Origin of the sequence: Kitasatospora sp. NPDC101176, assembly GCF_044768035.1 — a bacterium.
Classification (GTDB): Bacteria; Actinomycetota; Actinomycetes; order Streptomycetales; family Streptomycetaceae; genus Kitasatospora.
Map to the genome: position 1 here is coordinate 208250 of NZ_JBIWPA010000006.1, position 23495 is coordinate 231744.

The 23495-nt window shown below is 75.1% G+C and carries 18 protein-coding genes; 14 read left to right on the forward strand and 4 right to left on the reverse strand.

What is annotated here, in order from left to right:
* The first annotated feature begins 17 nt into the window (after window positions 1-17).
* The 5 genes from ACIRS1_RS12585 (at window position 18) to sucD (ending at window position 7062) form a co-directional block, all read left to right on the forward strand.
* Entirely contained in the window at window positions 18-1100 is a 1083-nt protein-coding gene (locus tag ACIRS1_RS12585) for an AAA family ATPase (RefSeq protein WP_360208973.1), read from the forward strand.
* Window positions 1097-3433, forward strand: coding sequence for a DUF5682 family protein (locus ACIRS1_RS12590; RefSeq protein ID WP_402838842.1), 2337 nt, complete (start codon window positions 1097-1099; stop codon window positions 3431-3433). Before ACIRS1_RS12585 ends, ACIRS1_RS12590 begins: the two co-directional genes overlap by 4 nt.
* Before the next feature lie 85 nt (window positions 3434-3518).
* Window positions 3519-4685 carry a VWA domain-containing protein gene (locus ACIRS1_RS12595; RefSeq protein WP_402838844.1) on the forward strand — a complete coding sequence of 389 codons (1167 nt, stop codon included), beginning with the start codon at window positions 3519-3521 and terminating at the stop codon, window positions 4683-4685.
* A gap of 301 nt (window positions 4686-4986) precedes the next feature.
* The gene (sucC, locus tag ACIRS1_RS12600; RefSeq protein ID WP_387901186.1) at window positions 4987-6159 is read left to right on the forward strand and encodes an ADP-forming succinate--CoA ligase subunit beta; all 1173 of its coding nucleotides are present in this window, start codon (window positions 4987-4989) and stop codon (window positions 6157-6159) included.
* An 18-nt stretch (window positions 6160-6177) separates the two neighbouring features.
* A complete protein-coding gene (gene sucD / locus ACIRS1_RS12605) occupies window positions 6178-7062 on the forward strand; it encodes a succinate--CoA ligase subunit alpha (RefSeq protein WP_350573897.1) in 885 nt (294 codons plus the stop codon).
* A gap of 68 nt (window positions 7063-7130) precedes the next feature.
* Here sucD and ACIRS1_RS12610 read toward each other — a convergent pair whose 3' ends face one another.
* Complete coding sequence (locus tag ACIRS1_RS12610; RefSeq protein WP_402838846.1) at window positions 7131-9101, reverse strand: LuxR C-terminal-related transcriptional regulator; 1971 nt, start codon at window positions 9099-9101, stop codon at window positions 7131-7133.
* Window positions 9102-9233: 132 nt separating this feature from the next.
* On the opposite strand from ACIRS1_RS12610, the gene ACIRS1_RS12615 reads away from it, so the two are divergent.
* Window positions 9234-10661 carry a DUF6350 family protein gene (locus ACIRS1_RS12615; RefSeq protein ID WP_402838848.1) on the forward strand — a complete coding sequence of 476 codons (1428 nt, stop codon included), beginning with the start codon at window positions 9234-9236 and terminating at the stop codon, window positions 10659-10661.
* Window positions 10662-10671: 10 nt separating this feature from the next.
* Here the strand turns inward: ACIRS1_RS12615 and ACIRS1_RS12620 are convergent, their stop codons facing one another.
* Window positions 10672-11316, reverse strand: a complete 645-nt coding sequence (locus tag ACIRS1_RS12620; RefSeq protein ID WP_360208957.1) for a hypothetical protein — start codon at window positions 11314-11316, stop codon at window positions 10672-10674.
* 414 nt (window positions 11317-11730) lie between these two features.
* Between ACIRS1_RS12620 and purN the strand changes: the two genes are divergently transcribed.
* Together purN and purH are read left to right on the forward strand one after the other, a co-directional pair.
* Window positions 11731-12387, forward strand: coding sequence for a phosphoribosylglycinamide formyltransferase (purN, locus tag ACIRS1_RS12625; protein ID WP_360208955.1), 657 nt, complete (start codon window positions 11731-11733; stop codon window positions 12385-12387).
* Entirely contained in the window at window positions 12384-13961 is a 1578-nt protein-coding gene (purH, locus tag ACIRS1_RS12630; protein WP_402838850.1) for a bifunctional phosphoribosylaminoimidazolecarboxamide formyltransferase/IMP cyclohydrolase, read from the forward strand. Before purN ends, purH begins: the two co-directional genes overlap by 4 nt.
* A 157-nt stretch (window positions 13962-14118) precedes the next feature.
* On the opposite strand, the gene ACIRS1_RS12635 is transcribed toward purH, so the two are convergent.
* A complete protein-coding gene (locus ACIRS1_RS12635) occupies window positions 14119-14739 on the reverse strand; it encodes a hypothetical protein (RefSeq protein WP_387901197.1) in 621 nt (206 codons plus the stop codon).
* Window positions 14740-15220: 481 nt separating this feature from the next.
* Here ACIRS1_RS12635 and ACIRS1_RS12640 point away from each other — a divergent pair, with 481 nt between their 5' ends.
* The 6 genes from ACIRS1_RS12640 to ACIRS1_RS12665 all read left to right on the forward strand — a co-directional run bounded on the left by ACIRS1_RS12640 (window position 15221) and on the right by ACIRS1_RS12665 (window position 20752).
* A complete protein-coding gene (locus ACIRS1_RS12640; RefSeq protein ID WP_360223087.1) occupies window positions 15221-16075 on the forward strand; it encodes a bifunctional methylenetetrahydrofolate dehydrogenase/methenyltetrahydrofolate cyclohydrolase in 855 nt (284 codons plus the stop codon).
* Window positions 16076-16109: 34 nt separating this feature from the next.
* Window positions 16110-16535 (forward strand): DUF3017 domain-containing protein, encoded by a 426-nt coding sequence (locus ACIRS1_RS12645; RefSeq protein WP_360223084.1) that lies wholly within the window; start codon window positions 16110-16112, stop codon window positions 16533-16535.
* Between the two features lie 201 nt (window positions 16536-16736).
* Complete coding sequence (locus tag ACIRS1_RS12650; RefSeq protein ID WP_360223081.1) at window positions 16737-17729, forward strand: malate dehydrogenase; 993 nt, start codon at window positions 16737-16739, stop codon at window positions 17727-17729.
* 75 nt (window positions 17730-17804) lie between these two features.
* The gene (locus tag ACIRS1_RS12655) at window positions 17805-19130 is read left to right on the forward strand and encodes a hemolysin family protein (protein ID WP_402838853.1); all 1326 of its coding nucleotides are present in this window, start codon (window positions 17805-17807) and stop codon (window positions 19128-19130) included.
* A 30-nt stretch (window positions 19131-19160) separates the two neighbouring features.
* Window positions 19161-20201 carry a tryptophan--tRNA ligase gene (gene trpS, locus ACIRS1_RS12660; protein ID WP_360223075.1) on the forward strand — a complete coding sequence of 347 codons (1041 nt, stop codon included), beginning with the start codon at window positions 19161-19163 and terminating at the stop codon, window positions 20199-20201.
* A gap of 62 nt (window positions 20202-20263) precedes the next feature.
* The gene (locus ACIRS1_RS12665) at window positions 20264-20752 is read left to right on the forward strand and encodes a 2'-5' RNA ligase family protein (RefSeq protein WP_360223072.1); all 489 of its coding nucleotides are present in this window, start codon (window positions 20264-20266) and stop codon (window positions 20750-20752) included.
* Here the strand turns inward: ACIRS1_RS12665 and ACIRS1_RS12670 are convergent.
* Complete coding sequence (locus tag ACIRS1_RS12670) at window positions 20737-23253, reverse strand: CDP-glycerol glycerophosphotransferase family protein (protein ID WP_402838856.1); 2517 nt, start codon at window positions 23251-23253, stop codon at window positions 20737-20739. The two genes, ACIRS1_RS12665 and ACIRS1_RS12670, sit on opposite strands and share 16 nt — an antisense overlap.
* Window positions 23254-23495 lie beyond the last annotated feature (242 nt).

Genomic DNA, 23495 nt, shown 5'->3' on the forward strand with positions numbered 1-23495 from the left:
ACCCGAAGGAGCCCCCGATGACCGACGTTCTGCGGCAGCACGCCGAGGACGCCTTCGCCGGCGAACTGGCCGCCCTGGCCGCGCAGGACGACCGTCCGCGCCCGGAGCGCTGGAAGCTCTCGCCGTGGGCGGTGGCGACGTACCTGCTCGGCGGCGAGCTGCCCGACGGCACCCGGGTCACCCCCAAGTACATCGGTCCGCGCCGGGTGGTGGAGGTCGCCGTCACCACCCTGGCGACGGACCGCGCGCTGCTGCTGCTCGGTGTGCCCGGCACCGCCAAGACCTGGGTCTCCGAGCACCTGGCCGCGGCGATCAGCGGCGACTCCACCCTGCTGGTGCAGGGCACCGCGGGCACCCCGGAGGAGGCCGTCCGGTACGGCTGGAACTACGCCCGGCTGCTCACCCACGGCCCGAGCCGGGACGCCCTGGTCCCCTCGCCGCTGATGCGGGCGATGGCCGACGGGAAGATCGCCCGGGTCGAGGAGCTGACCCGGATCCCGGCCGACGTGCAGGACGCCCTGATCACCGTGCTGTCCGAGAAGACGCTGCCGGTGCCGGAGTTGGGCTCCGAGACGCAGGCCGTGCGCGGCTTCAACCTGATCGCCACCGCCAACGACCGCGACCGCGGCGTCAACGAGCTGTCCAGCGCGCTGCGCCGCCGGTTCAACACCGTGGTGCTGCCGCTGCCGGGTTCGCTGGAGGAGGAGGTCGACATCGTCACCCGCCGGGTGAACCAGCTCGGCCGCTCCCTGGAGCTGCCCGAACTGCCCGGCGGCGCCGCGGAGATCAGGCGGGTGGTGACGGTCTTCCGCGAGCTGCGGGCCGGGATCACGGCGGACGGCCGGACGAAGGTCAAGACCCCGAGCGGCACCCTCTCCACCGCCGAGGCGATCTCGGTGGTGACCAACGGGCTCGCCCTGGCCACCCACTTCGGTGACGGCGTGCTGCGCGCCGGGGACGTGACGGCCGGCATCCTCGGCGCCGTGGTCCGCGACCCGGTCGCGGATCGCGCGGTCTGGCGCGAGTACGTGGAGGGCGTGGTGCGGGAGCGCGACGGCTGGAAGGACTTCTACCGGGCCGCCCGCGAGGAGGTGCGATGACGGCCGACGTCGCGCTGCTCGGCATCCGGCACCACGGCCCGGGCTCGGCCCGGGCGGTCGCCGCCGCCCTGGAGCAGTGGCGGCCCGACGCGGTGCTGATCGAGGGCCCGCCCGAGGCCGACGGCCTGCTCCACCTCGCCGCCGGGACGGGCCTGGTGCCGCCGGTCGCGCTGCTCGCCCACGCCGTGGACGACCCGGCGAAGGCCGCCTTCTGGCCGTACGCCGAGTTCTCCCCGGAGTGGGTGGCGATCCGTCACGCCGTCGAGCGGGAGCTGCCGGTCCGCTTCATCGACCTCCCCGCGGGCCACGGTTTCGGTCCGGCCGACGGGGAGGCGGACGGCGAGCCGGAGGAGCCGGCGGCCGATCCGCTGGCGCTGCTCGCCGAGGCCGCCGGGCACGACGACCCGGAGCGCTGGTGGGAGGACGTGGTCGAGCACCGCGCGCCCGGTGCGGACGCGCTGGCCCCGTTCGCGGCCGTCGCCGAGGCGATGGCGGCGCTGCGGGCGGAGGGCCTCGGCGAGTCCCGGCGGGACGCCCTGCGCGAGGCGTACATGCGCCAGCAGGTCCGCGCCGCCCGCCGGGCCGGGCACGGCCGGATCGCCGTGGTCTGCGGGGCGTTCCACGTGCCCGCGCTGGCGGCCGCGCCGAGCGTCGCGCACGACCGGGCGCTGCTCGCCGGACTGCCCCGGAAGGTGCGGACGGAGGTCACCTGGGTGCCGTGGACGCACCGCAGGCTCTCCCAGGCCGCCGGCTACGGCGCGGGTGTGCGGTCGCCCGGCTGGTACCACCACCTGTTCACCACCGAGGGTGACCCGGTGCCGCGCTGGCTGACCCGGGCCGCCGAACTGCTGCGCGCCGAGGACCACCCGGTCTCCTCCGCCCACGTGATCGAGGCGGTCCGGCTCGCCGAGGCCCTCGCGGTGATGCGCGGCCGCCCGCTGGCCGGGCTGACCGAGACCCTGGACGCCGTCCGGGCCGTGCTGTGCGAGGGCTCGGACGTCGCCCTGGAGCTCGTCCGGGACCGCCTGGTCGTCGGCGACGCGCTCGGCGAGGTCCCGGACACCGCCCCGGCGGTGCCGCTCCAGCGGGACCTCACCAGGCTGCAGCGCTCGCTACGGCTCAAGCCCGCGGCCGAGCCCAAGGACCTGGACCTCGACCTGCGCAAGGACACCGACGCGGCCCGTTCCCGGCTGCTGCACCGGCTGCGGCTGCTGGGCGTCGACTGGGGCGTGCCCGCCCGGTCCGCCGTGAACTCCACCGGGACGTTCCGGGAGAGCTGGCGGCTCTGCTGGCAGCCCGAGTTCGCGGTCCGGATCGCCGAGGCCGCCCAGTGGGGCACCACGGTGGAGGAGGCGGCCACCGGCAAGGCCGTCGGCACCGCCCGCGCGGCGGCCGAACTCGCCGAGCTGACCGGCCTGGTGGAGACCTGCCTGCTGGCCGGGCTGCCCGGCGCGCTGCCCGCGGTGATGCGGGTGCTCGCGGACTGCGCGGCCCTGGACACCGACGTCGCCCACCTGGCCGGGGCGCTGCCCGCGCTGGTGCGGGCGCTGCGCTACGGCGACGTCCGCGGCACCGACCACGGTGCGCTCGGCGCGGTGGCCGCAGGGCTCGCCGACCGGATCTGCGTCGGGCTGCCGCCCGCCTGCGTGGGGCTGGACGCCGAGAGCGCGGCGGCCATGCGCGTCAGGATCGACGAGGTGCACGGTGCGATCGGCCTGCTCGGGCCGGGCGGACCGGCCGACCCGGACGCCGCGGACGGGCCCGGCGGCCCGGGCCCCGACGGCCGGAGCCCGGACGGCCTGGCCGGGCGCTGGGCCGCCACCCTGCGGGGCCTGGCCCGCCGGGAGCCGAGCGCCGGACCGGCCACCGGCGTTCCCGGGCTGCTCCGCGGCCGCGCCGTCCGGCTGCTGCTGGACGACGGCCGGCTCGACTCCGACGAGGCCGGCCGGCGGCTGCGCCTGGTGCTGTCCGCCGCCAGCGCCCCGCTGGACGCGGCCGGCTGGATCGAGGGCTTCCTCACCGGCGGCGGGGCCCTGCTGCTGCACGACCCGCGGCTGCTCGCCCTGCTCGACGCGTGGGTGAGCGGCGTCCCCGCCGGGGTGTTCACCGACGTCCTGCCGCTGCTGCGCCGCACCTTCGCCGGGCTGGAGGCGGGCGTGCGGACCACGATCGGCGGCCGGGTGGCGGCCGGCCCGCTGGGCGAGGCCCCGGCCGGTGCCGACCAGCCGGGCGAGCTCGACCGGGGCCGGGCCGACGCGGCGGTGCCGGTGGTGGCGCTGCTGCTCGGGGTCCGGCCGCGGATCCCCCGGCAGGCTGCCGGGCGCACCACCTGACGAGGCCTCCCCGGGCCGCCCCCGGTCACCCCCGGTGTCCCCGTCACCCCTCTTACCCCCGTTGTCCCCGTCGAAGGAGGACGAGATGGCTGCGACCACGACCGACGACCGGCTGCGCCGCTGGCGCCTGGTGCTCGGCGGCGAGGCCGACGGCACCGGCTGCACCCTGCGCGGCCGGGACGCCGCGATGGACGGCGCCCTCGCCGCGCTCTACCGGGGCGCACCCGAGGAGGGCGGCCGTCCGGCCCGCGGCGGCCGGCGCGGTGCCGGGCTCGGCGGCTCGGCCCCGCAGGTGGCCCGCTGGCTGGGCGACATCCGCGAGTACTTCCCGTCGACCGTCGTCCAGCTGATGCAGCAGGACGCGATCTCCCGGCTCGGCCTCGACCGGCTGCTGCTGGAGCCGGAGATGCTGGAGGCCGTCGAACCGGACGTGCACCTGGTCGGCACCCTGCTCTCGCTCCGGCACGCGCTGCCCGAGACCACCCGGGAGACCGCCCGGGCTGTGGTCGGCAAGGTGGTCGCCGACCTGGAGCGGCGGCTCGCCGACCGCACCAGGGCCACCGTGGGCGGCGCCCTCGACCGCAGCGCCAGGGTGAACCGGCCCCGCCACCGCGACATCGACTGGGACCGCACCGTCCGGGCCAACCTGGGCAACTACCTGCCCGAGCACGGCACCGTCGTCCCCGAGCGGCTGGTCGGCCACGCCCGCGCCCGGCACGCGGTGCGCAAGGACGTCATCCTCTGCATCGACCAGTCCGGTTCGATGGCGCCGTCCGTGGTGCACTCGGCGGTGTTCGGCGCGGTGCTCGCCTCGATGCGGAGCCTGGACACCCGCCTGGTCGTCTTCGACACCTCGGTGGTCGACCTCACCGAGCAGCTCACCGATCCGGTCGACGTCCTGTTCGCCACCCGGCTGGGCGGCGGCACCGACATCAACCGCGCGCTCGCCTACTGCCAGTCGAGGATCACCCGGCCCGCCGAGACGGTCGTGGTGCTGATCAGCGACCTCTACGAGGGCGGGGTCCGGGACGGCATGCTGCGGCGGGTCGCCGCGATGAAGGCGGCCGGCGTGCAGTTCATCGCCCTGCTGGCGCTCTCCGACGAAGGTGCGCCCGCGTACGACCACGCCCATGCGGCCGCCCTGGCCGAGCTCGGCGCACCGGCCTTCGCCTGCACCCCCGACGCCTTCCCGGAGATCATGGCCGCGGCGATCGAGAAGCGCCCCGTCCCGGTGCCTGACCAGGGAGTGTGAGGATTCACCCGGACGCGCTAAACCCGCCCGCCGGTGGGCGGGGCCCGCGCCGCACCGCTCTAGGCTGTCTGTGACGGTTCTCACCCAAGACGGGAAGGCCCCGGGCGAAACAGTCCCGTCGTACGGGGATAACCTGCCAGACGGACGTGACGCGCGTGTTGATTGACGTGTGCGCCCGTGGCTGTGTGGGCCGCAAGGCCGTACCTCTGCGTACCCGCACCGCCCCGACGACCCGCAGCGAAGATCCTGCCGTGGCACGCTCGTAGAGACACAATCCGCGACCACGAACAAGGACAAACACGTGGACCTGTTCGAGTACCAGGCGAGGGACCTCTTCGCCAAGCACGGCGTGCCCGTGCTTGACGGCGATGTCATCGAGACCGCCGCAGACGCTGCCGCCATCGCGGAGCGCTTCGGCGGCCGCGCCGTCGTCAAGGCTCAGGTGAAGGTGGGTGGCCGAGGCAAGGCCGGTGGCGTGAAGCTCGCCTCCGACCCGGCGGACGCCGTCGCCAAGGCCGAGCAGATCCTCGGCATGGACATCAAGGGCCACACCGTTCACAAGGTGATGCTGGCCCAGACCGCGGACATCAAGGACGAGTACTACGTCTCGTTCCTGCTGGACCGCACCAACCGCACCTTCCTGGCCATGGCCAGCGTCGAGGGCGGCGTGGAGATCGAGGTCGTCGCCGAGCAGAACCCCGACGCGCTCGCCAAGATCCCGGTCGACGCCAACGAGGGCTGCACCCCGGAGAAGGCCGCCGAGATCGTCGCCGCGGCGAAGTTCCCGGCCGAGGTCGCCGACCAGGTCGCCGAGGTCCTGCAGAAGCTGTGGACCGTCTTCATCAAGGAGGACGCCCTCCTCGTCGAGGTCAACCCGCTGATCAAGTCCGGTGAGGGCAAGATCATCGCGCTCGACGGCAAGGTCTCCCTGGACGAGAACGCCGAGTTCCGCCAGCCCGAGCACGAGGCGCTCGAGGACAAGGCCGCGGCCAACCCGCTCGAGGCGGCGGCCAAGGCCAAGGGTCTCAACTACGTCAAGCTCGACGGCCAGGTCGGCATCATCGGCAACGGCGCGGGCCTCGTCATGAGCACCCTCGACGTGGTCGCCTACGCCGGTGAGAACCACGGCGGCGTCAAGCCCGCCAACTTCCTCGACATCGGTGGCGGCGCCTCCGCCGAGGTCATGGCCAACGGCCTGGAGATCATCCTGGGCGACCCCGACGTCAAGTCGGTGTTCGTCAACGTCTTCGGCGGCATCACCGCCTGTGACGCGGTCGCCAACGGCATCGTGCAGGCCCTGGAGCTCCTCGTGAGCAAGGGCGAGAGCGTCACCAAGCCGCTGGTCGTCCGCCTGGACGGCAACAACGCGGAGCTGGGTCGCAAGATCCTCGACGACGCCAACCACCCGCTGGTCCAGCGCGTGGACACCATGGACGGCGCCGCGGACCGCGCCGCCGAGCTGGCCAACAAGTAAGGAAGGGGACTTAACACCATGGCTATCTTCCTTACCAAGGACAGCAAGGTCATCGTCCAGGGCATGACCGGCGCCGAGGGCATGAAGCACACCCGCCGCATGCTCGCCTCGGGCACCCAGATCGTCGGCGGCGTCAACCCGCGCAAGGCCGGGACCACGGTCGACGTCGACGGCACCGAGATCCCGGTCTTCGGCTCCGTCGCCGAGGCCATGGAGAAGACCGGCGCCGACGTCTCCGTCCTCTTCGTGCCGCCGGCCTTCACCAAGGCCGCCGTCATCGAGGCCATCGACGCCGAGATCGGCCTGGCCGTCGTCATCACCGAGGGCGTCCCGGTGCACGACACCGCCGCCTTCTGGGCCTACGCCGGCTCGAAGGGCAACAAGACCCGGATCATCGGCCCGAACTGCCCCGGCCTGATCAGCCCCGGACAGTCGAACGCCGGCATCATCCCGGCCGACATCACCACCTCCGGCAAGATCGGTCTGGTCTCCAAGTCGGGCACCCTGACCTACCAGCTCATGTACGAGCTGCGCGACATCGGCTTCTCCTCGGCCGTGGGCATCGGCGGTGACCCGGTCATCGGCACCACCCACATCGACGCCCTCAAGGCGTTCCAGGAGGACCCGGAGACCGAGCTCATCGTCATGATCGGTGAGATCGGCGGCGACGCCGAGGAGCGTGCCGCGGCCTACATCGCCGAGCACGTCACCAAGCCGGTCGTCGGCTACGTCGCGGGCTTCACCGCCCCCGAGGGCAAGACCATGGGCCACGCCGGCGCCATCGTCTCCGGCTCCTCGGGCACCGCCCAGGCGAAGAAGGAGGCCCTCGAGGCCGCCGGTGTCAAGGTCGGCAAGACGCCGTCCGAGACCGCCCGCCTGGCGCGCGAGATCATCGCCGGCTGACCTCGGTCAGCGGCGCGACGAGCGCCCCCGCCCTCCCGGGCGGGGGCGCTCGCCCGTTCCCGGGCCGTTCAGCGCGGTGCCGGCCCGGTGGTGCAGGGCAGCGGCGACCACAGCGGACAGGCCGCCGGCCCCTGCGGCGGGGGCGCCCCGGCCCCCCGGGCCGCCGCGGGCAGCTCCCACCGGGCGAGGGCCTCCGTCCGCGGCTCCACCACCACCGCCTCGATCCCCGGCGTCGGACTGCACCACAGGCTGCGCACGCCGTTCGGCGGGCCGCCCGGCAGCACCGGCACGCCCGGCTCGTCGGCGTCCGGGGCGGGCACGCACACGGCCGGCTCCGGCGGCTCCGGCTCCCGGAAGAGCGCCGCCGGCCGGATCCCCACCAGGGTCGCCAGCACCGCTCCGCCCACCGCCACCGTCAGGGCCGCCGCCGCCCCGGTCCGGCTCGCGCTCCACAGGCGGTGCCGCGCCCGCAGCACCGGCACCGGGGCCCGGTGGGGCTCCGGGCAGCCCCGCACCGCCGCCCGGTGCAGCAGGCCGCTGAGCCGGTCCGCGAACCCGGGCGCCGTCGGGTCCGGGCCCACCAGGTCCGGCACCGACTGGGCCAGCGCCGCCCGGGCCGCCCACACCCGGCCCTCGGCGGCCGCCAGCGTGGACTCCACCTCGACCGAGACCGCCGCGGCCGGCAGCCCCAGGCCGTCGTGCAGCACCAGCGCCCGCCGCTGCGGCCGCGACAGCCGGCGCAGGGCCTTCAGCAGCGCGCGGTCCCGGTCGGTCAGCCGGTCGTGGTCCGGCAGGACGGCCTGCGCCTCGTCGGCCGGTCGGACGGTGATCCGGCGGTGCGGCAGGCTCCAGAGGTGCGAGCGCCGCGGGCCCCCGCGATGCCACGGCGACAGCCCCAGCTCGCAGGCCCGCACCCGTACCCATCCCTCCGGATTCCCCGAAGCGGCCACCGCCTCCCACTCCCGCCGCGCCTGTCCGAACGCCAGCCGGACGCAGTGCACCGCCCGGTGCCTGCAGGTGGTCAGCAGGAACACCTGCTGCACCAGACGGGTGTGGGCCGCCTCGTACAGCTCCTCGAAGTTCCGGGGGGCGGCGGCCGTCGCGGAGCCGGCCGGGGCGGGCGTGGGGGCGTCGACCGGCTGCTCCGCCGCCCGGCCGGGGGCGGGCTCGCCGCGGCCGCCCCGGTCGGCCGGGCCCGCCGGGGCCGGTTCACCCGCCCGGGCCGGTGCGCCGGGGCCGGTCGCTCCCGCGACCGCTCGGGGGCGCCGGCCGGCGCGAGCGGGCCCGGTGCCGGTGGGAGCGGTGCCGGTGGGGGCGGTGGTCTGCCGCCCGGCCGTGGCCGGTGCCTCGGTCGGTGCCGTGGTCGGCGCGGTGGGGGTCGCTGTTTTCACGGGCGCGGGCTTTCCGGTGCTGGTGGGCGGGTTGCCGGGCTCCGCGGGGGCGGGGGCGGCTGACGGGGCGGCGGGGGCCGGGGCGGCCGGGGAGCTCGCGGAGCGTGGGGGCGTGCGGCGGCGGCCGGTGCCGGGGGGTGCGCCGCCGGGCCGCTCGCCGGGGGACGGCTGCGGGCGGTGGCCGTCCGGGGCGGGTGCGCGGTTCTCCTTCGGCCGTCCGCCGGTGCCGAGGACCGGGGCCCGGCCGGCGCCATCGGCCGGGGGAACGGCCGGGCCCGGGGACCCGGCCGGAGCCGGAGCCGGTGCCGCCGACGTGGCCGGGGGCGAGGTCTGGGGCGAGGTCTGGGGCGCGCGGAGGCCGGCGGTGAGGGCGACGGCCTCGGCCTCCGTGGCGGCGCCGAGCTTGCGCATGGCCCGCTGGACGTAGCTGCGGGCGGTGGCCGGGGTGACGCCGAGGGCGGCCGCGGTCTGCGGGAGGTCGCGGCCGGTGGCGAGGTGGCCGAGGGCCTGGGCCTCACGGGGGGTCAGCTTGCGCAGGAGGCGGGCGGTGTCCTGGTCGGCGCGGGCGGCCCGGGGTTTGCGGGGTCGGCGGCCGGGGGTGGGGGAGTCGGCCCCGGCGGGGTGTTCGGCGGTGGGTGGCGTGGTCATCAGACGCTCCGGGCCGGGGCGCCGGCGGCTTGGGGGCAGGGTCTGAAAATGCGCATAAGCCAATAATCTGGGACACGGCGGCGGTTTGCCGCTTCACCGAGCATGGCGAGTCGCCTTGGCACCATGAGGCGCATGACGCAGCTGATGGGCCGTCCGATCCTCGAAGTGCCGGGCGAGCTGGGTGGACGCCCGCTGCCGGCCGACCTGTTGGCGGGGGTGCGGACGGCGCTGGTCGGCCTGGCGGCGGTCGGGGTGCCGGTGCTGGGGCTCTGGGTGGCCACGCCGTACGCGGACAACGGCGCGGCCGGTGCCACCCGGTTGGCGGGTGCGCTGTGGCTGCTCGGGCACGGCGCGCCGCTGGTGCGGGGGGCCGCGGGCGCCCCGCTGACCGTCACTCCGCTGCTCCTGGGCGTGCTGGCGGTGGTTCAGCTCTACCGGGCCGCCGCCGGCGTGGCCGCCCGGCGCGGGCCCCGGCCGCGGTGGGGCGGCCCGGTCGCGGTGTGGGCGGGCTACTGCGCGGTGGCGGTCGCGGTGGTCCTGCACTGCACGGGCGACGGGCTCTTCCGGACCAGGGTGCTGCCGGACGTGCTGGTGGTGGGCCTGGTGACCGGGCTGGCGACGGCGGCGGGCGCCCGCTCGGCGCGGGCCTCCGGTCCGGTCCGGCCGCTGCTGGACCGGCTGCCGCCGTCGCTGCGCCCGTCCGGTGGCGAGGCGGCGGTGCGCGGGGCCGCGCTGGCCGCCGGCGCGGGGCTGGCGGCGGCGGGCGGGCTGCTGGTGGCGGTCGCGGCGGTGCTGGCCGCGGTGGTCGGGGGCGGCCGCGGGGCGGCGGTGCTCGGGGGCGGTCCGGCGGCCCTGGCCGGCTTGCTGCTGCTCGGGGTCGCGCTGCTGCCGAACGCCGTGCTCTGGGGGGCCGCGTACGCGCTGGGGCCGGGCTTCGCGGTGGGCGCCGGGACGGCGGTGGCCCCGGCCGGTACGGCGCTCGGCCCGGTGCCGGAGTTCCCGCTGTTCGCGCTGCTCCCGGCCGAGGGGCCGGGCGGCTGGCGGTGGGCGGCACTGCTGCTGCCGGTGCTCGCGGCCGTGGTGCCGGCGGTGCTGCTGGGCCGGGCGGCGGCCGGTCGCGGCCGCCCGGCGGAGCCCGCCGGGGAGCCCGGTGCGGCGCCCTGGTCGCCGGTCGCCACGGCGGCGGCGGTGCTGGCGGCGGCGCTGCTGACGGGTGCCGGGGCGGCCGCCCTGGGCTGGCTGTCGGGCGGCGCGCTCGCGGGCGGGCGGATGGCGTGGATCGGCCCGGTGCCGTGGTGGACGGGCCTGGCGGCGGCGGGCTGGCTGGTGCTGGTGGCCGTGCCGGGGGCGCTGCTGACCCGTCACCGGGCGCTGCGTCCCGCGGTCGCCGTCCCTGGGGTCGCCGCCCCCGGGGACGGCGGTGTCGGGGACGGCGGTGTGGGGGGCGCTCCGCTCACCGCCCGCGCCCGGCTCGCGGCGCAGGCGCACCGGGGTGCGCTGCTGGTGCGCGCCCGCGCGTACGCCGCCGTGGTGCGCCTGAGCGGACCTCGGGAGGGGTGAGGTCCGGGACCTACCCGGCGTTCCCGGTGAAGTCCACGTACCACTTGGGCGCCAGGCGGTTGCAGTTCTCGGCGCCGACGGAGGTCAGCGAGTCCCGGACGCAGGTGACGTAGTCGTCGTAGTACACCCCGAGGGCGATCACCGAGGAGGCGACCACGACGGTCATCGCGCCGGTGAGGATGCCCGCGAGCGCGGCCGGGGTGAGCGGGTTCGGGGCGGCGGGCCGGGGCGCGGCGCCGGGGCCCGCGGCCGCGCGCCGCGGGGTGCGCATCGCGCTGACGCCCAGGACGATGCCGAGCACGCCGAAGAACAGGGCCGCCCACTGGAGGCCGATGAACAGGCAGACCAGCGCGGCCGGTCCGGCGAGGGCGGCGTTGCGGGCGCGGCGCTGGGCCGGGTCGGTGGGGTCGAGCTTCGGCGGCTGCGGGGCGGGGGGCCGCGGCCCCCGGCCGTCACCGTGCTGGACGGGGCCCCAGGGGTGCGGCGGCGGGAACTGCGGGCGCTCGCCGGTGCCCTGGCCGTCGGGCCCCTGGCCGCCGTCGCCCCGGGGGTGCTCGCCGGGCCAGGGGTTGCGCGGCTGCCACGGCTGGTCCGGGGCATCCGCCGGCGGCGGCGCGAAGGGGTTGCGCTCGCCGGTGTCGTCACCGCTGCTCATGGTTCAGCCATTCCTTCTCGGTCGGAGGGGCGGTCTCCCGCGCCCCCTATGATCCCGCAGTCGTTCGCCGGGGCTCCGGCGGCCCGCCCGCTGCCCGGGCCGGGAGGGGCCCGCCGTGGCCGTCCGGCGCGGGACGGCCGCCCGGGTTCCGGACGCGCCCCGCCGCGGCAACTGCGCTGCGGGGGGCGGGAGGAGATCCCCGTCTCAACTACGCGCGTAGCGCCGACAGGAGGGTTCGAGGGGCGTCCGACCAGCCGTTATCGTGGTGACGGTCAGCAGCTCACATAGGTTCCCGGGGGCCCGCGTCACGGCGGGTTCTCCTGGTGTTCCCCCTCGCTCGACCTGCCGTTCGTAGTGGCCCCACCGCCGGTGGACGTACCAGCGGGCGGCGCCCGACCTACGGAGAATCGCGCAGTGGCCGCCCCCGCCCAGCTCTTCCCGCCCCGTACGCCCGGACCGGCCCGACTGGTGGTGCTGGTCTCCGGTTCCGGCACCAATCTGCAGGCGCTGATCGACGCCGCCGCCGATCCGGCCTTCGGGGCCGAGATCGTCGCCGTGGGCGCGGACCGCGACGGGATCGCCGGTCTGGAGCGCGCCGGGAGGGCCGGACTGCCGGTCTTCGTGCACCGGGTGAAGGACCACCCGGACCGGGCCGACTGGGACCGCGCGCTGACCGCCTCCGTCGCCGCCCACGAACCGGACCTGGTGGTCACGGCCGGGTTCATGAAGATCCTCGGCCCCGAGTTCATCGCGGCCTTCGCCGGGCGGATCGTGAACACCCACCCCGCGCTGCTGCCGTCCTTCCCCGGCGCCCACGGCGTGGCCGACGCCCTCGCCTACGGGGTCCGGGTCACCGGCTGCACCGTCCACCTGGTCGACGCCGGGGTGGACACCGGGCCGATCATCGCGCAGGGCGTCGTCGAGGTCGTCGACGCCGACCACGCCGATGGCGGCGACGCGCTGCACGAGCGCATCAAGACTGTCGAGCGCAAGCTGCTCGTCGACGTCGTGGGCCGGCTGGCCCGCGAAGGTCACCGCATCGAGGACCGAAAGGTATGGATTCCGGCATGAGCGCAAGCTCCACCACCCCTCCTGTCTCCGAGGACGTCCGTCCGATCCGTCGCGCGCTGATCAGCGTGTACGACAAGACCGGTCTGGAGGAGCTGGCCCAGGGCCTGCACGCCGCCGGGGTCGCCATCGTCTCCACCGGCTCGACCGCCGGCCGGATCGCCGCCGCCGGCGTCCCGGTGACCGAGGTCTCCGAGCTGACCGGCTTCCCGGAGTGCCTGGACGGGCGCGTGAAGACCCTGCACCCGCGCGTGCACGCCGGCGTGCTCGCCGACCTGCGGCTGGAGTCGCACCGCGCGCAGCTGGCCGAGCTGGGCGTCGAGCCCTTCGACCTGGTCGTGGTGAACCTCTACCCGTTCAAGGCCACCGTCGCCTCGGGCGCCACCCCGGACGAGTGCGTCGAGCAGATCGACATCGGCGGCCCGAGCATGGTCCGCGCCGCCGCCAAGAACCACCCGTCGGTGGCCGTCGTGGTCGACCCGGCCCGCTACGGCGACGTGCTGGAGGCCGTCGCCGGCGGCGGCTTCGACCTGGCCACCCGCAAGCGCCTGGCCGGTGCCGCGTTCGCGCACACCGCCGCCTACGACGTCGCGGTCGCCTCGTGGTTCGAGGCCGGCTACGCGCCGAGCGACGAGCGCTTCCCGGAGTTCCTGGGCGCGACCTGGGAGCGGCAGAACGTGCTGCGCTACGGCGAGAACCCGCACCAGGGCGCCGCGCTGTACAGCGACGGCACGGGCGGCCTGGCCGGCGCGCAGCAGCTGCACGGCAAGGAGATGTCGTACAACAACTACGTCGACACCGACGCCGCGCGCCGTGCCGCGTACGACCACGCCGAGCCGGCCGTCGCGATCATCAAGCACGCCAACCCCTGCGGCATCGCGACCGGCGCGGACGTCGCCGAGGCGCACCGCAAGGCGCACGAGTGCGACCCGGTGTCGGCGTACGGCGGCGTGATCGCGGTCAACCGCCCGGTCACCGTCGAGCTGGCCGAGCAGATCGCCCCGATCTTCACCGAGGTCGTGGTGGCCCCGGGTTACGAGGACGGCGCCGTCGAGGTGCTGGCCCGGAAGAAGAACCTGCGGGTGCTGCTGGCCCCCGAGGCGCCGACCGGCCGGCAGGAGGTGCGCCCGGTCTCCGGCGGCGTGCTGCTGCAGGACACCGACCGGGTGCACGCCGAGGGCGACGACCCGGCGAACTGGACGCTGGCCACCGGCGAGGCGCTGTCCGGCGCGGAGCTGGCCGAGCTGGCCTTCGCCTGGCGGGCCTGCCGGGCCGTCAAGTCCAACGCGATCCTGCTGGCCAAGGACGGTGCCTCGGTGGGCGTCGGCATGGGCCAGGTCAACCGGGTCGACTCGTGCAAGCTCGCGGTCGAGCGGGCCGGCGAGCGCGCCAAGGGCGCCTACGCGGCCTCGGACGCGTTCTTCCCGTTCGCGGACGGTGCGGCGATCCTGATCGCGGCCGGTGTGCGGGCCATCGTGCAGCCGGGTGGTTCGATCCGGGACGAGGAGGTCGTCGCGGCGGCCGCCGAGGCGGGCGTGACGATGTACTTCACCGGCGCCCGGCACTTCTTCCACTGATCGCCCGGTCGCCCGACCCGTCCGGTCGCCCGACCGTCACCGGCTGACGGTGTGACGGAGCGGCCCGGCCCCCTCCCGCGGGAGGGGGCCGGGCCGCTCGTCGTTCCGGCCCGGCGGCCGGTGGCCCGGTGCGGGCGCCGCCCGCCGGGCCCGGTGCTCAGTAGCGCGGCCGGGAGAACCAGGCGACGCCGTCCTTCACGCTCATCGAGACGATCATGATGATCGACACCGCGAGCCACATCAGCACGAAGACCAGGCCGACCGGGTTGGCCTTGTTGGCGAAGGTGCCGAGCAGCCCGAGCAGGCCCAGCAGCGCGCCGAGCGCGCCGTACACCAGGGTGGTGACGCGCACGGCCGGTCCGCCCTTGCCGAACTTCGCGCCCAGCGTGATCGAGAACGCCGCGAACAGCGCGCACACGACGCCGATCACCACCAGCACACCGGCCGCCGCGTTGCCGAAGCCGTTGAACGGGTCGTTGCCGTCGATCTCCTGCGCCCGGTTGGTGACCTCCTTGGCCGCCGCGGCGATGATCAGGTACGCACCCGCGCCGATGATCTGCACGGCGCCGATGACGAACAGCAGCACCCGGGTGGTGACGACCAGGCCCGGCATGCTCTGCGGGACGGCCGGCGGGTAGCCGTAGCCCGGGGCGCCGTAGCCCGGAGCGGCCTGCGGGTAGCCGTACGCGGCGGCCGGCGGGGCCTGCTGGGGGTAGCCGTAGCCGGGGGCCTGCGGCGGCTGGCCGTAGGGGTTGTTCGGGTCGGGCGGGTAACTCATCGATGCCTCCGGGCAGTTACGGGGACGTGGGGACGGTGCGGAGGTCCCGGTTCCGGTCGGCGGGTCGGGTCGTCGACGGAACGGGGCGCGGGCAGGGCGGAGGCCCGGCACGGGGCCGGGCGGCGCGGTCGGCTCAGCCGCGTGGTGAGCGCGGTGGCGGCGGCGCGAGCGGAGTCGTCGACGGGCACGCCGCGGGCGGGACGACGCCTCGCTGGTCGGGCTGCTCGATCTGAAGTGGTCGGCTCACGTGCTCTTTCCCCCGGGTACGCCCCGCCGGGAGTCCGTCGGCCCGTCACCGGGCCGGTTCGCGGCAGGGAATGCCCGCATATCGTCGAACGGACGGCCTGGCCGTGTCCAGCCGGTTCCCCGCACGCGGGCCGGACTGTGGCGCAACCGCAACGTGGCCAGGACGTTCCGTGTCCGTCCGGTCGGCTGGCGGGCCCTGGTACGGCGGCGCGCCGCGATCCGGGAGAATGGGGTCATGACTGCCCAGATTCTCGATGGCAAGGCCACCGCCGCCGCGATCAAGTCCGAACTCGCCGCCCGCGTGGCGGCCCTCAAGGCGAAGGGCGTCACGCCCGGCCTCGGCACCGTCCTGGTCGGCGACGACCCGGGCAGCCGCTGGTACGTGAACGGCAAGCACCGCGACTGCGCCGAGGTCGGCATCGCCTCGATCCAGCGCGAGCTGCCCGCCACCGCCACGCAGGAGGACGTCGAGAACGTCGTCCGCGAGCTCAACGCCGACCCCGCGTGCACCGGCTACATCGTCCAGCTGCCGCTGCCCAAGGGCCTGGACCAGAACCCGGTCCTGGAGCTGATGGACCCGGACAAGGACGCGGACGGCCTGCACCCGACCTCGCTCGGCCGCCTCGCCCTGGGCATCGAGGGCCCGCTGCCCTGCACCCCGCTGGGCATCGTCGAGCTGCTGCGCCGCCACGGCGTCGGGATCGACGGCGCCGAGGTGGTCGTGATCGGCCGCGGTGTCACCGTCGGCCGTTCGATCGGCCTGCTGCTCACCCGCCGCAGCGAGAACGCCACCGTGACCCTGTGCCACACCGGCACCCGGGACCTCGCCTACCACCTGCGCAAGGCCGACATCGTGGTGGCCGCCGCCGGTGTGCCGCACCTGGTCAAGCCGGAGGACGTCAAGCCGGGCGCGGCGGTGCTGGACGTGGGCGTCAGCCGCAGCGAGGGCAAGATCGTCGGCGACGTGCACCCCGGCGTGGCCGAGGTGGCCGGGTGGATCTCCCCCAACCCCGGCGGCGTGGGCCCGATGACCCGGGCCATGCTGCTCAACAACATCGTCGTGGCGGCCGAGCGCCGCGCCGGCGTCTGACACCCGACCGACACCACGACGAGGGACGGCGAGCATGACGGAACCGCGACCGGCGCGGACCCGGCGCAGGCCGGTCAAGACCACCGGCACCCTGCCGCCCGAGGGCTCGGCCGCGGCCCTCGGGCGTGACCACGCGCTGCCCGTCCGGCAGTGGCCGATAACCCTGGTCCTGCTGGTGGTCGGCGCCGGTCTCGCGGTCACCTGGTTCGCCGACTTCAAGGACGGCTTCAAGTACGGGCTGCTGATCCTCGGCGGCGGGGTGCTGCTCGGCGCCGTGCTGCGGCTGGTGATGCCCGAGGTCGGGATGCTGGCGGTGCGCAGCCGCTTCACTGACGTGATCGTGCTGACCTTCCTGGGCGCGTCGATCGTGCTGCTGACCCTGGTGGCACAGCCGAACCCGTGGCTGGAGATCCCGCTGCTCGACAACATCGGCCAGCTGATCGGCCGGCCCAAGCACTGAGCCGGGCCCCCGTGACGGCCCCCGCCCGGACCCTCCGGGCGGGGGCCGCCGTCGTTGTGACGTATCAGCCAGTCCGGTACCCGCGGCGTACGCTTCGCTTTGCGATAACCTGACGCCGGTCTCTCGATGTCGAGAGACCATCCTCGGCTCCAGTGCGCCGGTGTGCCTGGGGCACCTGGCGATTTGCTGGAGAAGGTAGAAATGACCCGCACCCCCGTCAACGTCACCATCACCGGAGCGGCCGGCCAGATCGGCTACGCGCTGCTGTTCCGCATCGCCTCGGGCCACCTGCTCGGTGCCGACGTGCCGGTGAACCTGCGCCTCCTGGAGATCCCGCAGGGCCTCAAGGCCGCCGAGGGCACCGCCATGGAGCTCGTCGACTGCGCCTTCCCGCTGCTGCGCGACATCACCATCACCGACAACGCGAACGAGGCCTTCGACGGCGCCAACGTGGCGCTGCTGGTCGGCGCCCGTCCGCGCACCGCGGGCATGGAGCGCGGCGACCTGCTGCAGGCCAACGGCGGCATCTTCGGCCCGCAGGGCAAGGCGATCAACGACCACGCCGCGGACGACATCAAGGTCCTGGTGGTCGGCAACCCGGCCAACACCAACGCCCTGATCGCCCAGCGCAACGCCCCGGACGTCCCGGCCGAGCGCTTCACCGCGATGACCCGCCTGGACCACAACCGGGCCGTCGGCCAGCTGTCCCTGAAGACCGGTGCGCCGGTCTCCGAGATCAAGCGCGTCACCATCTGGGGCAACCACTCCGCCACCCAGTACCCGGACGTCTTCCAGGCCGAGATCGCCGGCAAGCCGGCCTTCGAGGCCGTCGGCAGCGACCAGGCCTGGCTGGAGAACGACTTCATCCCGACCGTCGCCAAGCGCGGCGCGGCCATCATCGACGCCCGCGGCGCCTCCTCGGCCGCCTCGGCCGCCAACGCCGCCATCGACCACGTGCACACCTGGGTCAACGGCACCGCCGAGGGCGACTGGACCTCCATGGGCGTCGTCTCCGACGGCTCCTACGGCGTCCCGGCCGGTCTGATCTCCTCCTTCCCGGTCACCACCAAGGCCGGCAAGTTCGAGATCGTCCAGGGCCTGGAGATCTCCGACTTCTCGCGCGCCCGCATCGACGCCTCGGTCAAGGAGCTGACCGAGGAGCGCGACGCGGTCCAGGAGCTCGGCCTCATCTGAGCCCCGCGCGACGCCTCCCGACGGCCCGCCGCCCCTCCCGAGGGGCGGCGGGCCGTCGCCCTACACTGGCCCGCTGTGAACGAAACCCTCGGGGACGCCGCGCTCGTCCTCGTCTTCATCCTGCTGGGCGGACTGTTCAACGTCGCCGAGATCTCGCTGATCTCGCTGCGCGAGGGCCAGATCCGGACCCTGGAGGCGCACGGCACCCGCCGCTCCGCCCGGGCCGCCCACCTGGCCGCCGACCCCAACCGCTTCCTGGCCGCCGTCCAGGTCGGCGTGACCTGCATGGGCTTCCTGTCCGCGGCCTTCGGCGCGGACACCCTGTCCGGCAAGGTCGCCCCGCTGTTCGTGCGGGCCGGGCTGACCGAGGGCGTCGCCGACGCGATCGCCCTGGTCGGCCTCACCCTGGTGATCAGCTACGCCTCGCTGGTGCTCGGGGAGCTCACCCCCAAGCGCATCGGCCTGCAGCGCGCCGAGTCCATCGCGGTGCTCGCGGCGCCGGTGGTCGACGTGATGTCGGTGGTGCTGCGCCCGGTGATCTGGCTGCTCGGCCACTCCACCAACCTGATGGTCCGCCTGCTCGGCGGCGACCCGGCCGCCGGCCGCGGGTCGATGAGCTCCGAGGAGCTCCGCGGCCTGGTCGCCGCCAACACCGAACTCGGCAGCGACGAGCGCGCGTTGATCGCGGACGTGTTCTCCGCCGGGGAGCGCCAGCTGCGCGAGGTGATGGTCCCGAGGACGGAGGTGACCTTCCTGGACGCCGAGCGCCCGCTGGCCGCCGTCCGGCACCAGGCGGACACCTCGCCGCACTCGCGCTACCCGGTGGTCGAGGGCAGCGCCGACGCGGTGGTCGGCTTCGTCCACGTCCGCGACCTGTACGGCGCGCGCGGCGAGCAGGCCGTCAAGGCCCGCGACCTGGCCCGCCCGGTCAAGCTGCTGCCCGGCACCAAGCTGGTGCTGGAGGCGATGGGCGAGATGCGTCGGGAGGGCCACCACCTGGCGATCGTGGTGGACGAGTACGGCGGCACCGCCGGGATCGTCACCCTGGAGGACCTGGTCGAGGAGGTGATCGGCGAGATCCGGGACGAGTACGACCGGCCGGAGACCGCCGCCACCCGTCGGCTGGTCGGCGGCGGCATGGAGCTCGACGGCCTGCTCAACCTCGGCGACTTCACCGAGGAGACCGGCGCCACCCTGCCCGAGGGCCCGTACGAGACGGTGGCGGGCTGCCTGGTCGCCTCGCTCGGCCGGCTCCCCCGGGACGGCGACCAGGTGCGCGTCCCGGTCGACGGCGGGGGCGGCGTGCTGCTGACGGTGGCCAAGATGGAGGGCCGGCGGATCGCCAGGGTGAGGGTGAGTGCGGTCACACTGGCGGAACCTCCAGGGGCAGACGTTTCCTGAGCGACCGGTGGAACTGGAACAATGGCGCGCATGGTCAACGCAGCGGTCACCGGTCCGGTCAAGGACCGTCCCCGGGTGCTCTCCGGCATCCAGCCCACCTCCGGCTCGTTCCACCTCGGCAACTACCTGGGCGCGGTGCGCCAGTGGGTCGACCTGCAGAAGGAGAACGACGCCTTCTACATGGTCGTCGACCTGCACGCGATCACCGTCGAGCAGGACCCGGCGACGCTGCGCCAGAACACCCGGATCTCCGCCGCACAGCTGCTCGGGGCCGGCCTGGACCCTGAGCACTGCACCCTGTTCGTCCAGTCGCACGTGCCCGAGCACGCGCAGCTCGGCTGGGTGATGAACTGCCTCACCGGCTTCGGCGAGGCCTCCCGGATGACCCAGTTCAAGGACAAGTCGGCCAAGCAGGGCGCCGCCGGCACCTCCGTGGGCCTGTTCACCTATCCGATCCTCCAGGTCGCCGACATCCTGCTCTACCAGGCGGACGCCGTCCCGGTCGGCGAGGACCAGCGCCAGCACGTGGAGCTCACCCGCGACCTCGCGGAGCGCTTCAACACCCGCTACAGCCCGACCTTCACGGTCCCGAAGCCGTACATCCTCAAGGAGACGGCCAAGATCCAGGACCTCCAGGACCCGGCGATCAAGATGAGCAAGTCGGCCTCCTCGGCCAAGGGCCTGGTCAGCCTGCTGGACGACGCGAAGACGAGCGCCAAGAAGTTCAAGAGCGCCGTCACCGACACCGGCACCGTGGTCTCCTACGACGAGGAGGAGAAGGCCGGCGTCTCCAACCTGCTGCGCATCCACTCGGCGCTCAGCGGCCAGTCGGTCGAGCAGCTGGTCGCGCACTTCGAGGGCAAGATGTACGGCGCCCTGAAGACCGAGCTGGCCGAGCTGTTCACCGAGTGGGTCACCCCGTTCCAGGAGCGCACCCGCGTCTACCTGGACGACCCGGCCGAGCTGGACCGGGTGCTGGCGATCGGCGGCGAGAAGGCCCGCGAGGTGGCCGCGCAGACGCTGGCGACGGTGTACGACCGGATCGGCTTCCTCCCGGCCGCCAAGCGGTGACTGCGCTGCCGCGACTGCCCGATGGTGAGGACCTCCCGGAGGTCCTCACCATCGGCGTGTCCGTGAGCGTCCCGGACCCGTACGGGACGGAGATCCAGGACGCCCGCGCCGGGCACGGCGATCCGCAGGCCCGGTCGATACCGACGCACGTGACCCTGCTGCCGCCGACCGAGGTGCCGGCCGGGGCGCTGCCGAAGATCGAGGAGCACCTGGCCGCGGTGGCCGCCGCGCACCGGCCGTTCCGGATGCTGCTGAGCGGCGCCGGGACCTTCCGCCCGGTCTCCCCGGTGGTGTTCGTCCGGGTCGAGGAGGGCGCGCAGGAGTGCCGCCTGCTGGAGGCGGACGTCCGCTCCGGCCCGCTGGCCCGCGAGCTGGCCTTCCCCTACCACCCGCACGTGACGGTGGCGCACGGCCTGTCCGAGGACGCGCTCGACCAGGCGTACGCGCAGGCCCGCGGTTTCCGGGCGGCCTTCGACGTGCCGGGCTTCAGCCTCTCCCGCTTCGACGCGGACGAGGTCTGGCGGCCCTGGCGCGGCTACCGGTTCTCCTGACCCGCCCCCAGCTCCAGCATCCGGTCCACCACCCGGCGGGACGCCCCGCCGTCGTCCAGGGCGCAGTGCTCGGCCCGGAAGCGGCGGTGGCGCTCGGCGTAGCCGGGCGGCAGCCCGGGGCCGCCGTCGGCGAGTTCGCGCAGCGCGCGGAGCAGTCCGGCGGAGGTGGGGACGAGCGGGCCGGGGGCCTGCGGCTCGAAGTCGAAGTAGAAGCCGCGCAGGGTGTCCCGGTAGTGCTCCAGGTCGTAGGTGAAGAAGAGCACCGGGCGGCCCGTGACGGCGAAGTCGAACATGATCGACGAGTAGTCGGTCACCAGCACGTCCGCGACCAGCAGCAGCTCCTGCGGGTCCGGGTAGTCCCCGCAGTCGTACAGGAAGCCGTCCCCGGCGCCGGGCAGCGGTTCGCGGACGTGCGCGTGCGGGCGGACCAGCAGCACGTGGTCCGGGCCGAGCAGGCGCCGGGCGTGGTCGAGGTCGAGGCGCAGGTCGAAGCGGAAGCCGTCGCCGTCGCCGCGCTGCTGGTCCTCCCGCCAGGTCGGCGCGTACAGCACGATCCGCTTGCCGTCCGGGACGCCGAGCCTGCGGCGGACGGCCGCGGCGGTGCGCCGGTCGGGTCTGGCGAGCACGTCGTTGCGGGGGTAGCCGGCCTCCAGGATCTCGCCGTGGTAGCGGAAGGCGCGGCGCAGGATCGGGGTGGCGAACGGGCTGGGGGAGAGCAGCAGGCTCCACTGCGGGGTCTCCCGGTCGAGCGCGTCCAGGTAGCCGTGGTCGGCCAGCCAGGGGTTGTCGACGTCGTGGGCGATCCGCTTCAGCAGTGAGCCGTGCCAGGTCTGCACCACCACCTGGCCGGGGCGGCGTTCCAGGAAGTCCGGGAAGTGGGTGTTGCCGACGAGGTAGCGGCAGGTGGCCAGGGCCCGGTACCACTCGGGGCTCCAGATCCGGACGGCGCGCACTCCGGGCGGGAGTTCGGCCTGGGCGTCGTCGACCACCCAGAGGTGCTCCAACGGCGCGCTGCGGCGGTCGAGTTCGGCGTGCACCGCGCGCGGCGAGTCGGCGTAGCCGCGGCCGCCGAACACGTCGTACAGCACGGCCTCGCGCAGCGGCTCGCGGCGGGCGGCGGGGTACGCGCGGGTGCGCAGCCGGGCCTGCGTCCAGGCACTGCGCTCGGTGGCGGTGAGCACCGGGGTGGAGTCCACCAGCAGGGTGTCGTGCCAGCGGCGCTGCAGCAGGACCCGCTTGCCGCCGACGGAGGTGGCGGCGGGCAGGGCGGGGAGCGCGGCGGGCGCGGCGAGCAGCGGGCGGCTCGGGCCGGAGTGCCCGACGGGCTCCAGCGACGCCTCCCAGACGCCCTTGCGCAGCGGCAGGCCGGCGCCGTCAGAGCCGGTGCGGGTCGCCGGCACCCGGACCAGGAACCGGCCGCCGGGGCCGGTCTCGACGGGGCTGCGGACCTCGCCGGCCACGCCGGTGTGCCGCAGGACGAGCTCCAGCCGGTCGGCGGAGCCCCCCGGGCAGTGGCCGGTGAGCTCGAAGCCGCCGGCCCGGACGGCGATCCGCTCGACCAGGCCGGCCGCCGGCTGGACGCACAGCTGGAGCCGCCCGTCGGCGAGGTGCTTGAGGTAGAGCGCGCGGTCCGGGGCGCCGGGCAGCCGGTGCTGGCCGGCCACCCGGCCGTGGCGCTCGTCCAGGCAGAGCTGCTCGGTGGTGCCGTCGGGGCGCTGCAACTCGGCGTCCCAGTGTTCGAGGTCGTCGGCGCCGCGGCCGTCGGCGGTGAACGGCCGGTACGGGACGTGGACGGCGAAGCGGTCGCCGGTGCGGGCGACCGGACGTTCGATCACGGCCGGGCTCTGCCGGTGGCGCAGCCGCAGCACGGTGCCGTCGGGCTGGTCGTGCGCGGTGCCGCCCAGGTCGAGGCCGTCGGCGGTGGGGGAGGCGTGGGTGAGCCGGACGCCGGGGCGTTCGAGCCGCAGCCGCAGCCGCCCGTCGGAGAACTCCGGCTGGAGGCGGACGTCCCGGTCCAGCCAGCGGGCCGGCGGGTACTCGCCGGAGCCGCACCAGTGCGGGGCGAGGGAGCCGTACTGGCGCCGCACCCGGGCCGGGCGCGGGCGGGTGAACAGGGTGGCCTCGACCTGCCAGTCGCCGAGCGGCCAGTCGGGGCCGCGGCGCAGCCGGGCCGGGTCGACCAGGGCGGTGAAGCCGGACCAGTCGTGGTTGAGGTCGGGCTGGGCGCTGTCGTCGGTGACCTCGGGCAGCCGGCGCGGCCGGGAGCGGAGGTGGACGGGCGGGAGGTCCGGGTCGGGGTGGCGCAGGGTCAGCCAGGTCCAGGCGGAGCCGGGGCGGCCGGTGTCGAGGTCGTCCGGCCGGGCGAAGCCGGTGAGCTCCAGCCCGCGGCCGGTCCAGCGGGCGCGCAGCAGGCCGAAGACGACGTCCTCGTCCTCGGCGGGCCGGTCGGTGCCGACCCGCGGGCCCGCGTGGGGGAGGACGAACCGCGTGAGCACAGACATCGGGGGTGGGCCCTTCGGGACGGCGGCCGGGCCATGGCGGTGGACCGGGGCTCCGGGCCGATATCCACCGGGCCGGATCCGAATTGACATCCCATACCGGGACGACACCCGGGGTCAACTGTACGGTCCGGCGAATTTCCCGCGAAATTCGTCAACGAAACACGAGTTCGAGTGCAATGCGGACGTAAAGGACGGGGAAGTGTCCAGGAAACGTCCAGAATGCGCCGAGGCGCCCGACGCGG

Excerpts from the sequence above, each read along its gene's own strand:
- ACIRS1_RS12585 (WP_360208973.1), top strand. The coding sequence starts at position 18 with ATGACCGACGTTCTGCGGCAGCACGCCGAGGACGCCTTCGCCGGCGAA.
- ACIRS1_RS12650 (WP_360223081.1), top strand. The coding sequence starts at position 16,737 with ATGACCCGCACCCCCGTCAACGTCACCATCACCGGAGCGGCCGGCCAG.
- ACIRS1_RS12620 (WP_360208957.1), bottom strand. The coding sequence starts at position 11,316 with ATGAGCAGCGGTGACGACACCGGCGAGCGCAACCCCTTCGCGCCGCCG.
- trpS (WP_360223075.1), top strand. The coding sequence starts at position 19,161 with ATGGTCAACGCAGCGGTCACCGGTCCGGTCAAGGACCGTCCCCGGGTG.
- ACIRS1_RS12610 (WP_402838846.1), bottom strand. The coding sequence starts at position 9,101 with ATGACCACGCCACCCACCGCCGAACACCCCGCCGGGGCCGACTCCCCC.
- ACIRS1_RS12645 (WP_360223084.1), top strand. The coding sequence starts at position 16,110 with ATGACGGAACCGCGACCGGCGCGGACCCGGCGCAGGCCGGTCAAGACC.
- ACIRS1_RS12615 (WP_402838848.1), top strand. The coding sequence starts at position 9,234 with ATGACGCAGCTGATGGGCCGTCCGATCCTCGAAGTGCCGGGCGAGCTG.
- purH (WP_402838850.1), top strand. The coding sequence starts at position 12,384 with ATGAGCGCAAGCTCCACCACCCCTCCTGTCTCCGAGGACGTCCGTCCG.
- ACIRS1_RS12595 (WP_402838844.1), top strand. The coding sequence starts at position 3,519 with ATGGCTGCGACCACGACCGACGACCGGCTGCGCCGCTGGCGCCTGGTG.
- ACIRS1_RS12670 (WP_402838856.1), bottom strand. The coding sequence starts at position 23,253 with ATGTCTGTGCTCACGCGGTTCGTCCTCCCCCACGCGGGCCCGCGGGTC.
- sucD (WP_350573897.1), top strand. The coding sequence starts at position 6,178 with ATGGCTATCTTCCTTACCAAGGACAGCAAGGTCATCGTCCAGGGCATG.
- ACIRS1_RS12590 (WP_402838842.1), top strand. The coding sequence starts at position 1,097 with ATGACGGCCGACGTCGCGCTGCTCGGCATCCGGCACCACGGCCCGGGC.
- ACIRS1_RS12635 (WP_387901197.1), bottom strand. The coding sequence starts at position 14,739 with ATGAGTTACCCGCCCGACCCGAACAACCCCTACGGCCAGCCGCCGCAG.
- ACIRS1_RS12640 (WP_360223087.1), top strand. The coding sequence starts at position 15,221 with ATGACTGCCCAGATTCTCGATGGCAAGGCCACCGCCGCCGCGATCAAG.